The sequence below is a fragment of the Candidatus Pyrohabitans sp. genome (genome assembly GCF_054014795.1).
Window position 1 is genome coordinate 1 of record NZ_JBPMGE010000044.1, and the last position, 13859, is coordinate 13859.

A 13859-nucleotide genomic window follows, 5' to 3' on the forward strand; every position below is an offset into this window, starting at 1 on the left:
GGTTTGGCTCTCCCTCTGTGGGATGGGCGGAAACCCAGTTGCTGCTGTTATCCAGGTCAGGACCATGAATCTGTATTGACTCATTTGCATTGTTTGCGGTGATTCCGGCATCGCCGGTGCTCCATCCTCCTGAAACGCCATCTCCATTTCCTCCACCATACCTTACAAAGTCGATGAGATTGCCCTCTGAGTCATAAAGGCCAACCTCGTCCCCGGCATCATCCAGCATCTCAGAACCCCTTCCAAGATAGATGGTTGCGTTTCCATCAGAAGCATTCAAATCACTGGTTCCACTCCCCATGTAGATGACAACAAAGCCAAACTTGCTCAAGCCAGAGACATCTGGAAGAGTTTCGTTATCGCCATCGAAGGTTGTAATTTTATAGCCAGAAAGATTGACATCACCCCACCCGTCATCCCACACATAAAGCTCTATAAATTCGTCCGTAAGGTCAGTGCCGGAGGTGTTGTAATAAATCTCATTAATCATTATTTTTACCCTTGGCGCTACGAGGGGGAGGTAGTCCACATTTCCAGTAGAAACCGTATAATTTGAATCGCATATCCCGTCCTCGTCCGCATCTGAGCATGCGGTCTCATTCTGCGAGAACCCTGTGCCATCTGGCAGAGCCCATAAGTTACCACCGAGGTAGGGGCCGCCGACAATGTTTGTACCGCTGGTCCTGGTTGCGTTCCAGAAGTTGGTACCGGTATCCTGAGCGTTGTTTGTGTTATTGAAGTAGTTGTTGTAGATGGTATTGCCGGTAGACGAGGACAGGTAAACCCCGTAGTAGTTGTTTTCAATGGTGTTGTTCACTATTATTCCATTCTGAACATTTAGGTAGTATATACCATTATTCCAGTTCGTTACATTCAGGTTCTTCACGGTGACGTTGGTAAGAGTGGTCGTAGGACTAAAAACATATACCCCATATGTGCCAGTTCCGCTTCCATTAATCCTGAAACCAGCACCGTCGAGGATTACATCGCTGGCGGTAATATTGATACAGCTGGCCACAGTGCCGTTTGTTATGTTTGTGTTGAGCACATATGTGCCACTCTGATTTATTACCTGACAGGAGCTTACATTTGTCGCTCCACCAACCACGGCGACTAAGAGTAAAAATCCTGAAATAAAACCAATGAATACAGAGAATTTACCCTCCTTTCCGCCCAACTCCTGCCCTCCTTTCCCATCATTTCCGTTTCCTCCCTGTATAAAGTCTCTTTATAACATATGATTTTTCAACAATATATAGTTTCCGATTTTGTGCTGTGTTTTATATTAAACTAAATATGCCAGTATTAAGAAGTGGGTCAGCATTTTCATTATCGCAAAATTTTAGCAAAATTCCAGATATTATCCAGATATACGCTGTTTCTTCAGATTCCGCACAATAATTTTGGTTAATATTAATCTATAGTATATCACTAACCCCACCTCTATACCATTGGTGCAGAAGTAAAGGTGTACTCATCAGATTCCTTAATAACAGGCTACATCTTTGATTTCAGCTTTTTATAGTTTCCTCGCTGGCATTCCCGCAACCTTTTTCAAAGCTCCTGCCCACTAATTACCATGCTCACCATCGACGGCAGCTACGGCGAGGGCGGCGGGCAGGTGCTCCGCACAGCACTGGCGCTGAGTGCAATAACAGGCAAAGCGGTTGAGGTTGTGAACATACGCGCCAATCGCCCAAAACCGGGCCTGGCTACGCAGCACATGCACGGGGTGCGCGCCCTGGCGAGGCTGTGCAATGCCCGCGTGGAGGGCGCGGAGGTGGGCTCAACCCGCGTTTACTTTGAGCCCCGGGAAATAACGCAGCAAAGGCTGCGCATCGACATAGGCACGGCGGGCAGCATCTCGCTCATCCTTCAGGTTCTGCTTCTGCCATGTGCCTTTGGCAGGGGTGAGGTGCTGCTTGAAATTAAAGGCGGCACCGACGTGCGCTGGTCACCGCCCATAGACCACGTTAAGCATGTACTCCTGCCTGTGGTGGCAAAGCTCGGCTTCAGCGCAGAGCTTGAGGTTCTCGCAAGAGGCTACTACCCCAAGGGTGGAGGCAGGGTAAAGGTGAGAATAAAACCTGTTGAAAAGCTTAAGGGCATGAGGCTGCTCCAGCGGGGAAAACTTCTCGGCGTTGAGGGCACAGCCCACGCAAGCAACCTGCCCAGGCACATAATAGAGCGCGAGGCGATGGCGGCTAAGCAAGTGCTGGCCGAGTATGCCCCTGAGATAGCCCTGGAGGAGAGGAACGACTTCTCCACGGGGACGGGTATAGTGCTGTGGGCGGTTTATGAGCACACCCGCCTTGGAGCGAGCGCCCTGGGTGAGAGGGGTAAGCCTGCGGAACGCGTTGGTGAGGAGGCTGCGCGAGCCCTGCTCGCAGAGATTAAAAGCGGCGCTTGCGTGGATGTGCATCTGGGGGACCAGATAGTGCCCTTCCTGGCCCTCGCAGAGGGAAATTCAAGCTTCACCGTCAGAGAGCTCACAGGCCATCTGAAGACCAACATATATGTAACAGAGCAGATTCTGGGTACAGAGTTTAAGGTCAGAGAAGAGCAGGAGCTCTTCCGCATAGGTGTCAGAGGGATAGGTTTTGAGAATAGATACCCCCGTAAAAGATAAAACAGGTAAGGTACTACTTCATAAATATGGCAGAGCAGAAGCAGCCAGAGATAAGATTTGTCGAGGGTATCGTTGCCGACGCAGTTGAAGATGTTGTCTATCGAATGTGCCCCATGCACCTCATGCGCCTGGAGGAGCGCATGAAGGAGCTCAGGAAGGGGGAGATACTGGAGCTTCAGACCGACTACGAGGGTGCACTCGCCGACATACCCGACTGGTGCAGGAAGACCGGGAATGAGCTCATAGGTGTTGAGGACACCGGAGAGTTCTTCAAGTTCTATGTGAAAAAGACAAGGGATTGAAAATGCTTCGCGTGTATCTTGACCACATGGCCACAACGCCGCTTAACAGAGAGGTACTCGCAGCGATGCAGCCCTTCCTTGAGAATAGATTTGGAAATCCTTCAAGGGTTTATGACCTTGGCGTGGAGGCCAAGGATGGGATAGAGGACGCCCGCAGGAGGGTCGCCGAACTGATAAACGCCTCGCCCGGGGAGATCATCTTCACCTCTTCAGGGTCAGAGGCGAATAACCTGGCTGTCAGGGGTCTGGCGAGGGCGAATGAGCGCAGGGGTATGCACGTTATAACCTCCGAGATAGAGCATCACTCAACCCTCAATGCCTTCCGCTCCCTGCAGAAGGCAGGCTACGTTGTGACACTGCTGCCTGTCAACGCCTACGGGGAGGTGAGTGTCGAGAAGCTGGAGAGCGCCATTACGGAGAGAACAACACTCGTCTCTGTGATGCTCGCCAACTATGAAGTCGGCACCCTGCAGGCGGTGAAGGAAATCGCCGAGGTGGCCCACGAGAAGGGAGCACTGGTGCATACTGACGCAGTAGCAGCCGGTGGAAACATACCCATAGACGTTAAGGAGCTGGGCGTTGATGCGCTTTCACTCTCTTCGCACACCATGTATGGACCCAAAGGCGTGGGTGCGCTATACCTTCGCGAGGGCCTGCGCATAGTACCCCTCATATACTCAGGCATTCAGGAGGAGGGGCGCAGAGGTGGCACAGAAAATGTCGCCGGCATAGTCGGCTTCGGCAAGGCTGCGGAGCTGGCGCTGAGACACCTGGACAAGGTGGAGAAGATTCGCTGGCTGCGCGATAAGCTGATAGAGGGCGTGCTCGAGGTTGAGAAGGTTGAGCTGACAGGGCATCCCGAGAAGCGCCTGCCGAACCATGCGAGTTTTATCGTGGAGAGCGTGGATGGCGAAGCGCTGATGATGGCGCTGAGCTTCGAGGGCATATACATGGGCAACGGCACAGCGTGCATATCGCAGGTGCTGCGCGCCTCGCCGATTCTGCTTGCGATGGGCTATCCCTCGCAGCGCGCCCAGTGCAGCGCCATATTCACCCTGGGGAGGGAGACCACAAAGCGCGACATAGAGTATGTGCTCAGCAAGTTTCCGGGCGTGGTGGGGAAGCTGCGCAGGATATCGCCGCTGTGGGACAAGTAACCCTGATGCAATTCTACTCCAGCCTGATCTCCTCAAAGCCTGTGTAGGGTACGAGCACCTCAGGCACCTCTACGCTTCCATCCTCGCGCTGGTAGTTCTCGAGGATTGCCACCAGGGTGCGCTCAGTCGCCACGAGGGTGCTGTTTAGGGTGTGCACATACTGTGTGGGCTCACTCGGGGAGTCGCGGAAGCGTATCCTTGCGCGCCTTGCCTGGTAATCTGTGCAGTTGCTGCAGGACACGACTTCGCGGTACTTACCCTGCCCCGGCAGCCATGCCTCGATGTCGTACTTCTTCGCCGCCACGGTGCCTATATCGCCAGTGCATATGTTCACCACGCGGTAGGGAATGCGAAGCTTCTGATAAACCTCCTCGGCGTTGGCGAGCAGGCGCTCGTGCTCCTTCCAGCTCTCCTCGGGACGGGCGAAGACGAACTGCTCCACCTTCTCAAACTGGTGCACCCGGAAGATGCCCTTGGTATCCCTGCCATGCGCCCCCGCTTCCTTCCTGAAGCACGGGCTCACGCCCGCATAGCACAGAGGCAGGGCTTTGCCTTCCAGGATTTCATCCATGTGCATCGCGAGTATAGCGTGCTCCGAGGTGGGTATGAGGTATAAATCCTCGCCCTCCACCTTGTATATCACATCCTCAAAATCTGCCAGGTCCGTAGCCGCCTCCTCGGCGGCGCGGCGCAGCATGTAGGGCGGCTGGAGCAGGGTGAAGCCTCTCTCCGCGAGAAAGTCCAGGGCAAAGGTTATAAGCGCATAGTTCAGCTTCACCAGCTGATTCTTCAGGTAGTAGAACCTCGAGCCTGCCACTTTAGCGGCGCGCTCTATGTCGAATAAATTCAGAAGAAGCGCAAGGTCGATGTGATCCCTGGGAGGGAAGTCAAACTCTCGCGGTTTGCCCCAGGTGCGCACCACGACGTTGTCCTCCTCGCTCTCACCCACGGGCACGCTCTCGTGAAGCAGATTGGGCATGCGCATGAGCAGGCTTCTTAGCCTCTCCTCGAGCTCCTCCACCCGTGCCTCAAGCTTTTTAATCTCTCCGGGGATGCGCCTGACCTCAGCCACCTTTGCGGAGATGTCCTCACCTCTCGCCTTGAGCTCCGAGATTTCCTTGCTCAGCACATTGCGCTGGCGGCGCAGCTCATTCAGGCGCGTTAGTGAGGAGCGCCACTCTCTATCCAGAGCTATAATCTCATCTACCTGCTTCAGCTTATCATGGGCGCGGCGCTTCTTTAAATCCTGCCTCACAACCTCTGGTCTCTCCCTGAAAAGATTTATGTCCAGCATAGCTACAGCCTCAGTATTTCACTTACCAGCTTCTCACAGAAGAGCAGGTCGTCTATGGTTGCGAAGAGCGTGCCAGCGCTGGAGTGCTCCACGTAGCTGACCACATCTCTGCCCCGCTTCTCTGTCTTAACCTTCAGACCTCTGGGGGCGATGCGGTTATCCAACTCAAGGAGGTACGCTACTTGCGAAGCCTCCTCCTCACTGGCATACTGAAACACAAGTTTTGTGCGCGCAAGCATCTACTCACCAAGCTGCTCCCTTATCCTTTCTTCCACGTGCCTTAAAAACTCTTCTTCCCTGCCCTTTGGTATCTTAGCCCCCGCGGCTATGTCGTGGCCACCTCCTTCGCCCTGCACAAGCTCGCTGGCATAGAGCATCGCCTTGCCCAGGTTGAGCCCGTTCTCCACCAGCTCACGATTCCCCCGCGCAGATACCTTGACCCCGTCATCCTCCGCATCCGCGAAGGCGATTATCGGCTTTATCGGGTTGAGTTTTCTCGAGTTTAGCATCATCCCGGCCACGGTGCCTATGACATTCTCATTTATCTCATCACCCGCATACAGCGCATACACCGAACCTTCATCCCTAATCTTTTCCAGGTTCTGGGTAATCCAGTTGTAGCAGGTGCTCAAATACTCGCGGTGCTCACGCAGCATGCCCAGAGAGCGGCGGTATAGCTCAGACCTCTCCCCAAGGCAGACCGCCAAGCCTATGCCGTAGTGCTCGTGCTTACCGCAGGCATTGAGCAGCGTCGCAAACTCCTTTGCATCCCGCAGGGGTGTGCGTATCTCCTCCTTTAGCAGGGTTACCACCTCGCCCACAATGCTCTCTGCTATGTGCGGTGGTACGCGGTGCTCTATCATCTTCAGTATCATCGCCGTCGTCAGGCGCTGCCTCTCCTCATGCGTCAGGTCTGCGAGCATAACAAAGCGCTCGTCCCGCTTTACGGGTATGTCGAGCTCACTTAGGAACTGCAAACTGGCGCTCTCGCTCCCGCTCAGTCCGGGAATGAAAGGCTCTGTGGTGTACTCGATGGCCTTGTAAAGCGGCCTCGTCTGCCTGCCGAAGAGGCGAAGGTCCTTCTCCACGCGCAGCACACCGGCGGCCTCACCCTCCTTCAGGATTGCTCTATTCAGCCCGCGAAAGGCGCCGCTGTTCTCCTGGAGGTCGCCCACCGCCCCAACTATCGCCAGCGCCGCAAGCTCCGCCACCCGGAATCCGGTCCCGGGTAACTCCTCGCTGTCACCGCTCAATGCCCTGGCAAAGAGATAGGCCATGCCGGAACCGCTTACCTCTCGCGCCCCGTCGATGCTAAAGGCGTGGGCATTGATGTTGTGCTCCAGCTCAGCCCCGAGTTCCTTGGGCTGGTGGTGGTCCAGGATAATCACTCCGGTGTCCTTCAGATGCTTCTGTATAAGGTCCACCTGTCCGGAGCCGAAGTCGGTAAATATAACCATCTCCGGCTTCTCTTCGGCAAGCTCTACAATAAACCTCTCCTCAAGCTGCTTGACGCAGCGGGTGTGGCAGGGATAGCCCAGGAGGGTAACAATGCGGTGGACAATAGCCCCAGAGCTTATACCGTCAGCGTCGTGGTGGGTGACAACCTTTGGGATGCCCCCCCGCCGGAGAAAATCCTGAAGAAAATCTGCTGCCTCTTCCAACGCATGCTCAAGTTTTGGAGGTACCGCCTCCATTGTGCTCCCCGAATAAAAGGGTGAGGATTTACCTCACCAGAAGTTTGGCCTTGTCTATGCTGTACTTCCAGTCAGCTGGAAGTCTGCCCTCACTCTTGTAGTACTTCACAAGTCTGCGTATCTTCGCCTCAACCAGCTGCTGAGCGCGCTTCGCCACCACATCCTTCTTGTGCTCTTTTCTATGTTTGTCTATGGCTACTGCCCTCTTTATGAGGTTCATAAGGTCCTCGGGTATGTCGTAGCGAATGCCCTTCTCCTCGAGGGTTTTTGTAAGCTTCTTACCCGTGATGTACCTGCTTAAGGGCACGCCGTACTGGTCGCGAAGTATTATTCCTATCCTGCTGGGCGACTCGCCCCGCTTTGCCAGCTTGACTATTATGTCCTCAACTTCCTCTTTGCTGAGCTCTATCCACTCAGGTGGTGAGGTGCGATAAGGACGTGTGGAGCCGGACTTACCTCTTCGCCTGGTATGCATCCTTGCCATGATATACCTCCATAAAAATGAACAAATCGCAAGCTGAAGATTCACATCGTAAAGTTTTCCGGAAGGTGAATCTCCCTTGTTAAATACACAGTGAAATTTTTATTGATTACTGCACTATATACTTGACAGAAGAGCTGGAAAAACCTATCTTCTTCTGTTTGATGCATATTCCTTAGAAAACAGTGTTGCGCATCTCTTTTCAGAAGGGATACTGTTATACTACTATAACAGAAAAGCTTTTATATTCGTCTTGTTGTATTGATTAACAGGAACAATATGAAGATTGCTGACCACCTGGAGAAGATAAGGAGATTTGAGAATACCCTCAGGAAGCTTGACGACGAGGAGGACCACGAGACGATTGTCGAGCTGTGCGTACTCATGGCGTCTCACTACGTTAACGCAGCACTGCACGCTACCGAGAGGGTACGGCAGGACAGGGACATCAAGCACAACAGGCTGGAGGGCTTTGTGCGCAGAGAGGAGTGCTTCGGCAGCGAGAGCGCCAGGGTTGCGAACCTCATCGGCTCCCTGGAAAGGCTCAGGCCAGGGCAGGCCTACGGCAGGGGCAGAGATGGTGAGGTGGCAAGGAGAGCAAGAGAGCTGTGCACAGAGATAAAGAGAATATGCGGAGGTGTCATCGGTGATTGAGGAAGCCCTAAAGTTTGCCAGGCGGGTGAGAGAAGCAAAGCCCCAGCAGGTGCTGTCGCTGGTTCTGTTCGGCTCCGTGGCGAGGGGCGAGGCAACCAGAGAATCTGACATCGACATTGCCGTGATCTACTCAGAAAAGGACGCCGAAGTGATGAGAGAGCTGGAGTCGATGGCGGGTGGAAAGATACAGCTTACCCACCTCTCGCTGGACGAGCTTAGAGAGGAGCCCACTGTTGCCGGCGCCCTCTCAGGTGAGGGTGTGCTCCTCTATGGCAGGCCGGTGAGCATAAGGGCAGAAGACATAGAGCTGAGACCCATGATGATAATCTCCTATGACACCAGCAGGCTGAGCGGAAATGCAAGGAGCAGGCTGCACAGGGCACTCTACGGCGGAGTCTCCACCTACGTCAAGGGCGGACAGAGAGTGACAAAGCGCTATCCCGGTGTGGTCGAAGAAGTTGGAGCCGAGAGGCTGGGGAGAGGGGTCCTTATGGTGGAAAGAAGAAAGTACCCCAGGATAGTGGGTACGCTAAAAGCCTACGGCGCAAGGTACAGGGAGATACCAGTCTGGACGTACTAAGAAGCGGGCTTTGTGCAGAACTCCTACCCGTGACCTAAACAGGATTTGCCTACACCTTCCGCCTGTGCCTCAGCACCACGCCTAGGCCTCGGGTGGCGCTGGTAAGTTCGCCGCCGCTGAGCAGGGCTCTGCCCACTCCCACGACTTCCCCGTTGTACACAGCGATAACCTCATCTCCAGGCCTTATCTCCCCGCCAGCATGCTCTATGCCAGGGGTGAAAATGTTGTTGCTCTCTGGGAAGAAGCCGAGTTCCACTACGTAGCCCGAGAAGTTCCTCAGAAGCTCGCCACCGCGCAGCGTGAGCGCGAGATAGCCGTGCTTTTCGCTTATCGCCGCTATCTGCTCCCCTCTGTAGAATATCCTGCGCCTCCTTATCTTCGCCTCTTCGCGGATGAGCGCATCGCCAGCTCCAGGACCAAACTGGAAGTCCACTACCTTTCTCACCCTCTCAAGCGGGTTGTACCTTGCCCGCGGTTTATCCTGAAGCACCTCGTGAATTCGCTGTGCCAGGGTTCTGAGCGACTCCTCGCTGAGAAGCTTCTCTCCAGCCACGATTTCTATACCAAGAGACTCGCACACCTCAGCGTAGGCTTCACCCGCATAGCACAGCATCTTACCATTAAACTTCGCCGCATAGCTCCGCAGTGCCCCTGCGAGAATCTCCTTCTCCTCTCCGCTCCAGTGGCCTGTTACTGTGGTATCGTAGCAGCACGCAGGGTACAGGTTTTCCAGCTCTCTGGGCACCAGGGCGAGGGGTGAGGTTAAGATTACCTCATGCACAAGGCCACGTCTGCCTCTGGAGCCGCGTTTAATCGCCTGAATGAAGCGTCGATGGGAGGGCGAGGAGGAGTAGGGCTTTGTGGCAGAGCATGGCAACAGCACCGCCAAGGCTGCGCTCTCCGGCGGAGTGTAGCGCTCCCTGATACGGCGCCTCCACCTCACCACCTCTGGGCGATGGAGGCTTTCACTGGAGATGTAAGCAACGCTGATATTCATTTTCTCTTCCTCAGCTTAAGTAGTATTCTCTCTGAAATCATTTATAGCCTTTTTAATTCTGTTAAGGAATTTTTCAGCCGCATCGATTACAAATTCAGCTTCTTCTTTATAAATTGGCCTAAAAATTGAGTAATCCGCCTCTTCTCTTAGTTCCTCTGCCTCATGAATAGCCTTCCCATATTTTCGCTCTATTATATCTTTTTGAACGAATTCAAGACCAAATTTAGATATAACTCCCCTATGAGTTTTAGCATCAATTTCCTTTGTTTTAAGTAAAGCTTTAGCGGCAAAAAACATCGAATAATATGCCCTACTAATTGCATCTTCATAGTAACCTTCGCCGAGTAATATTTCAGCTGCTTTGAGTCTGTCTTCAGATTTTTTTAAAAGAACGTCGATTTCATCCAACTACTACACCTTCATCCACGATATTTTTTATAAAAGATGTGCGCATTTTTATTAATTTCTCATAATCTTTTCTTGAGATCACCTTTGCAGAAATATATTCACCAGTTTCCATAAGCAGGTCAAACGCGAGTCCCAATATTTCTCTTCTCAGCTTAAAATTCTCAACTTTAGTAATAATGAGCACATCTATGTCACTCTCTTCCACATTTTCCCCTCTTGCAAAACTTCCAAATAGGATAATTTTCTCTATCTCATCTCCATATTTCTCTTTAATCAGCCTGACAAATTTTTCAAGTGCTTCTCTTTTTCGGGTCATTGTTTTTAACCTGCCCTCTTCGCATTATTGGTGTTTCCTCAGGGACGTACTCTAGAATAGATTTTCCCATTGAAGCATAAAAAATCTTCCGCTGGATACCAATGGCAAATTAGACTATCTCTTCCTCAGCTTAATCAGAGCTGCAAGCAGAATTGTTGCGCCGAGCAGGGCGGCGATGTAATAGCCGAGCCTTTCTTCCTTCCTCTGCACCTCAACGTAGGAGTACTTAACCTTAACCCGCTCCTCATCGTCTTCCTTCCACTTTATCACCACGTCCACGGGGTAGCGCTGCTGGGATGCATCGCTGTCCACATCCACGTGGAATTCTGCAATCGCCTCCTCTCCCGGTGCCAGGCGCTCTATGTAGTACTCGTTGCCCACAGGCGTGAAGGGATAGTTGGCGCGCAGGGTTAGCCTTATCTCCTCTGCGGGTTTTGTCCCTGTGTTAGCTACTGTAAAGTTGACCCTCTGCTGTGATTCCCCCGTAGTTACCAGGCTGTGCACCGGCTTTACCTCAAACTCCGCCTCCTCGTATATTGAAATCCTCAGACTGGCGTTTTTACTGACCCAGTGGAGCTTGCGGTCCTGATACGCTATGCGCACAGGAAGCGAATACTCACCCGGCTTTAGAGCATCCTCGGCCTCAATGGTTATGCCAGCGCTCGCAGAGCCTTTGGCTGGGATGTCGCCCAGGTAAATGCTCTCGCTGCTCCAGAGCACATCCAGACCAGGAACGTCGCGGGGGTATATCAGCAGATTTCTTGCCATATCACTGCCCAGGTTAACTGCCTTTACCGCGAGCTTGAATGTATCCCCTGGCCTGGGCTTTGCAGGCGTCGATGATTTAACATACACCTCCACCTCGGGTTTGCCGTACACCGTAATTGTTATGGGGTGAATCTCTGTGAACCTCTCCCTTCCGCCTCTGGTGCCTATGGCATCGCTGTATCGGGTGTAGGTTAGCACAGCCTTTATTGTGTATTCTCCAGCTTCAGCGGTGGGGTCCACACTCATGTTGTAGCTCACACTGGCCCCGCTTCCCTTCCATCCCGGCAGTTCAAAGCCGAGACCTCTCAGGCGCTTTGGCTGAGTTGGACTGACCTCGAGAAAGGGATATTCACCCTCCAGGTAAACATAGGCATCCTCCACAGAGCCGAACCACTCCCAGACGTTTCGCACAGTAAAGGAGAGGGTGAAGTTATCTCCGGGATGGATTTCCTCAGGGCTCAGCGTCAGGTCGCTTATAAGCAGAGCATACCCGCCCCCCAGCTGGGCGCTGGCTGAGCTGAGCAGAACAAGGGCTGTAAGAAGGGGTATTAATCTTTTCATTTTACACCTCCCAGGGTCTTTTTGAATGAGTAGGAGCCGAGAAGGAACATCGTCAGGGCGAAGGCTGAAATCACGGCAAGGTTAAGGACAAGGGTCTCCCAGATTATTCCGCGAATCATTATCGCTCTCGCGGCGTCGGTGGCATAGGTCATGGGATTTACTATTGCAAGGGGACGCATCCAGTCTGGCATGGACTCAAGGGGATAGAGCCCGCCGGATAGGAACCACATTGGCATTATAATAACCATCATCATCACCATGAGCTGCTCCAGCTCGGTGATGCGCGTACCGATGGCGGTACTCATTCCAATGAAACCGAAGCCGGCGATGAACATGAGGAGGATTATCATGAGGAAGCCTGTAGCACCGCTTTTGAGGTGCACGCCCATCAGAATGGCCACTACCAGCGCAACAATACCGCTGGTTATGCTCTGGAGCACGCCGGCGAATATCTTGCCCAGTATTATCGCATCCCGAGATATTGGCGAAACCATGAGCATCTTCAGGGTGCCGAACTCACGGTCGATGATGAGGTTGAGTCCACCCGAGAAGAAGGCTGAAAACAGAATTGTCATCATCACAACCCCCGGCGCTAAATAGTCAAGATACTCTATCCCCCTGCCGAAGAGGGTATTCTTCTCAACCATCACATCGCTGCTGGTAAGGGCGATGCTATCCGAGAAGACTCGCGTCGCACTGGTCACATGGGCCACAAGGGTGCTGGAAACCTGGGGCGTGGTTTCGTCAAGGCTTAAGACGACGCTCACTTTCTCACCCGAGGCGAGCTTCTTACTGAAGTCTTCGGGAATGTAGAGTACGCCATAGACCTCGCGGTTTTTTAGCATCTTCTGTGCCGTCGCGAGGTTTGTGTTCTTTATATCAAGGGTGGTGCCGGTATTAAGGATGTTGATGTAAGTGAGGGAGAACTCACCCGTATCACCCATGACAACCGCGAGGGGTATGTGGTTAACCTCCCCTCCAAAGGCGGAGCCGAAGATGACTATCCACATCATGGGAAACACCAGAGCCCTAACTACTGGGAGCATTGGGTTCTTAATCCATATCAGCATCTCCTTCCAGAACACCACATAGAGTTCGCGGAGAAAGCTCAATGCTTGAGCCTCCTAGCGAGATACTTCATCATGCCGCTTCCTGAGCCAAGTTCTTCGCGAATGCCTCTTCCGGTGTAGTGGATAAACACATCCTCGAGCGTGGGTTCCCTTACGGAGATGGAGGCTACCTTAACCCCGAGCTTGTCTGCGAGGAGGAAAATCTCTTTTAAGGCGTATTCTCCCCGCTTAGCTGAGACGGTAATCCTGTTCCCCTCCATCTTCTTTATCTGACAGCCGCATTCTTTCTCAAGTGTTTTTGCAAACTTTTCTTCCGCACCGGAAACTTCTATTTCAATTATGTCGCCCTCGCCGATTTTGTCCTTTAGCTTCTGGGGTGAGTCTATGTCGAGAATTTTTCCGTGGTCGATTATGCATATTCTGTCGCAGAGGTAGTCTGCCTCCTCCATATAGTGGGTGGTGAGAAAGATGGTAACCCCTTTGTCGCGATTTAATGTCTGTATATACTCCCATATCTTCCGCCTCGTCTGCGGGTCTAAACCTATGGTGGGCTCGTCGAGGAAGATTACCTCCGGCTCATGCACCAGCACCTTGACCAGCTCCAGCCTGCGCTTCATCCCGCCCGAGAAGGTCTTGACCCTGCTGTCGGCACGTTCTCTTAAACCCACAAGCTCCAGCAGCTCTGGAATCCTTGCCTCAACCTCGTGCCTCCTCATGCCGTATAGCATGCCGTGAAACAGAAGATTCTCCCTGGCGGTGAGGTCGCCCTCCAGCACCACTTCCTGAGGCACCAGACCTATTCTGCGCCTTACCTGCGATGCCTCGCGAACCACGTCTAAGCCCGAGATGTACGCTTCGCCGCTGGTTGGGAGGAGGAGTGTTGTGAGCATGTTTATGGTGGTGGTTTTACCTGCGCCGTTGGGACCGAGAAAGCCAAATATCTCCCCC

At 53.0% G+C, this 13859-nt stretch carries 16 protein-coding genes; 5 read left to right on the top strand and 11 right to left on the bottom strand.

Features of this window, described 5'->3' with window-relative positions; genetic code table 11:
* On the bottom strand, positions 1-1177 hold a 1177-nt coding region (locus tag ACXJJW_RS05095; RefSeq protein WP_456474655.1), incomplete at its 3' end, for a NosD domain-containing protein.
* A 402-nt stretch (positions 1178-1579) separates the two neighbouring features.
* Between ACXJJW_RS05095 and rtcA the strand changes: the two genes are divergently transcribed.
* From rtcA to ACXJJW_RS05110, 3 genes are read left to right on the top strand one after another with little or no spacing between them, the layout of a single operon-like run.
* Positions 1580-2629 (top strand): RNA 3'-terminal phosphate cyclase, encoded by a 1050-nt coding sequence (rtcA, locus tag ACXJJW_RS05100; protein WP_456474656.1) that lies wholly within the window; start codon positions 1580-1582, stop codon positions 2627-2629.
* 26 nt (positions 2630-2655) lie between these two features.
* Positions 2656-2931: a sulfurtransferase TusA family protein gene (locus ACXJJW_RS05105; protein ID WP_456474657.1), complete on the top strand. Its 276-nt coding sequence runs from the start codon at positions 2656-2658 to the stop codon at positions 2929-2931.
* A gap of 2 nt (positions 2932-2933) precedes the next feature.
* Positions 2934-4088, top strand: a complete 1155-nt coding sequence (locus ACXJJW_RS05110; protein WP_456474658.1) for a cysteine desulfurase family protein — start codon at positions 2934-2936, stop codon at positions 4086-4088.
* A gap of 13 nt (positions 4089-4101) precedes the next feature.
* Here the strand turns inward: ACXJJW_RS05110 and serS are convergent, their stop codons facing one another.
* The 4 genes from serS to ACXJJW_RS05130 are packed head-to-tail and all read right to left on the bottom strand — an operon-like array spanning position 4102 to position 7560.
* Positions 4102-5382: a serine--tRNA ligase gene (gene serS / locus ACXJJW_RS05115; protein WP_456474659.1), complete on the bottom strand. Its 1281-nt coding sequence runs from the start codon at positions 5380-5382 to the stop codon at positions 4102-4104.
* A gap of 2 nt (positions 5383-5384) precedes the next feature.
* Entirely contained in the window at positions 5385-5621 is a 237-nt protein-coding gene (locus ACXJJW_RS05120) for a KEOPS complex subunit Pcc1 (RefSeq protein WP_456474660.1), read from the bottom strand.
* A complete protein-coding gene (recJ, locus tag ACXJJW_RS05125) occupies positions 5622-7076 on the bottom strand; it encodes a RecJ family nuclease (RefSeq protein WP_456474661.1) in 1455 nt (484 codons plus the stop codon).
* 28 nt (positions 7077-7104) lie between these two features.
* Positions 7105-7560, bottom strand: a complete 456-nt coding sequence (locus tag ACXJJW_RS05130; RefSeq protein ID WP_456474662.1) for a 30S ribosomal protein S15 — start codon at positions 7558-7560, stop codon at positions 7105-7107.
* A 276-nt stretch (positions 7561-7836) separates the two neighbouring features.
* On the opposite strand from ACXJJW_RS05130, the gene ACXJJW_RS05135 reads away from it, so the two are divergent.
* Both ACXJJW_RS05135 and ACXJJW_RS05140 read left to right on the top strand, forming a co-directional pair.
* Entirely contained in the window at positions 7837-8211 is a 375-nt protein-coding gene (locus tag ACXJJW_RS05135) for a hypothetical protein (RefSeq protein ID WP_456474663.1), read from the top strand.
* Positions 8204-8791, top strand: a complete 588-nt coding sequence (locus tag ACXJJW_RS05140) for a nucleotidyltransferase family protein (RefSeq protein WP_456474664.1) — start codon at positions 8204-8206, stop codon at positions 8789-8791. The genes ACXJJW_RS05135 and ACXJJW_RS05140 overlap by 8 nt, the downstream gene beginning before the upstream one ends.
* Before the next feature lie 49 nt (positions 8792-8840).
* On the opposite strand, the gene ACXJJW_RS05145 is transcribed toward ACXJJW_RS05140, so the two are convergent.
* From ACXJJW_RS05145 to ACXJJW_RS05170, 6 genes are all read right to left on the bottom strand, one after another.
* Positions 8841-9788 carry a DUF5591 domain-containing protein gene (locus ACXJJW_RS05145; protein ID WP_456474665.1) on the bottom strand — a complete coding sequence of 316 codons (948 nt, stop codon included), beginning with the start codon at positions 9786-9788 and terminating at the stop codon, positions 8841-8843.
* A gap of 15 nt (positions 9789-9803) precedes the next feature.
* On the bottom strand, positions 9804-10196 hold the full coding sequence (locus ACXJJW_RS05150) for a HEPN domain-containing protein (RefSeq protein WP_456474666.1): 393 nt from the start codon (positions 10194-10196) through the stop codon (positions 9804-9806).
* Positions 10189-10512: a nucleotidyltransferase domain-containing protein gene (locus ACXJJW_RS05155; RefSeq protein ID WP_456474667.1), complete on the bottom strand. Its 324-nt coding sequence runs from the start codon at positions 10510-10512 to the stop codon at positions 10189-10191. The genes ACXJJW_RS05150 and ACXJJW_RS05155 overlap by 8 nt, the downstream gene beginning before the upstream one ends.
* 114 nt (positions 10513-10626) lie before the next feature.
* Entirely contained in the window at positions 10627-11841 is a 1215-nt protein-coding gene (locus ACXJJW_RS05160; RefSeq protein WP_456474668.1) for a COG1361 S-layer family protein, read from the bottom strand.
* Positions 11838-12953: an ABC transporter permease gene (locus ACXJJW_RS05165; RefSeq protein WP_456474669.1), complete on the bottom strand. Its 1116-nt coding sequence runs from the start codon at positions 12951-12953 to the stop codon at positions 11838-11840. The genes ACXJJW_RS05160 and ACXJJW_RS05165 overlap by 4 nt, the downstream gene beginning before the upstream one ends.
* On the bottom strand, positions 12950-13859 hold a 910-nt coding region (locus ACXJJW_RS05170), incomplete at its 5' end, for an ATP-binding cassette domain-containing protein (protein WP_456474670.1). The genes ACXJJW_RS05165 and ACXJJW_RS05170, both read right to left, overlap by 4 nt.

Bases quoted from the DNA above. Each gene is read 5' to 3' on its own strand.
- ACXJJW_RS05160 (WP_456474668.1), bottom strand. From the start codon at position 11,841: ATGAAAAGATTAATACCCCTTCTTACAGCCCTTGTTCTGCTCAGCTCA.
- ACXJJW_RS05120 (WP_456474660.1), bottom strand. From the start codon at position 5,621: ATGCTTGCGCGCACAAAACTTGTGTTTCAGTATGCCAGTGAGGAGGAG.
- ACXJJW_RS05105 (WP_456474657.1), top strand. From the start codon at position 2,656: ATGGCAGAGCAGAAGCAGCCAGAGATAAGATTTGTCGAGGGTATCGTT.
- ACXJJW_RS05110 (WP_456474658.1), top strand. From the start codon at position 2,934: ATGCTTCGCGTGTATCTTGACCACATGGCCACAACGCCGCTTAACAGA.
- rtcA (WP_456474656.1), top strand. From the start codon at position 1,580: ATGCTCACCATCGACGGCAGCTACGGCGAGGGCGGCGGGCAGGTGCTC.
- ACXJJW_RS05135 (WP_456474663.1), top strand. From the start codon at position 7,837: ATGAAGATTGCTGACCACCTGGAGAAGATAAGGAGATTTGAGAATACC.
- ACXJJW_RS05155 (WP_456474667.1), bottom strand. From the start codon at position 10,512: ATGACCCGAAAAAGAGAAGCACTTGAAAAATTTGTCAGGCTGATTAAA.
- serS (WP_456474659.1), bottom strand. From the start codon at position 5,382: ATGCTGGACATAAATCTTTTCAGGGAGAGACCAGAGGTTGTGAGGCAG.
- ACXJJW_RS05130 (WP_456474662.1), bottom strand. From the start codon at position 7,560: ATGGCAAGGATGCATACCAGGCGAAGAGGTAAGTCCGGCTCCACACGT.
- ACXJJW_RS05145 (WP_456474665.1), bottom strand. From the start codon at position 9,788: ATGAATATCAGCGTTGCTTACATCTCCAGTGAAAGCCTCCATCGCCCA.
- recJ (WP_456474661.1), bottom strand. From the start codon at position 7,076: ATGGAGGCGGTACCTCCAAAACTTGAGCATGCGTTGGAAGAGGCAGCA.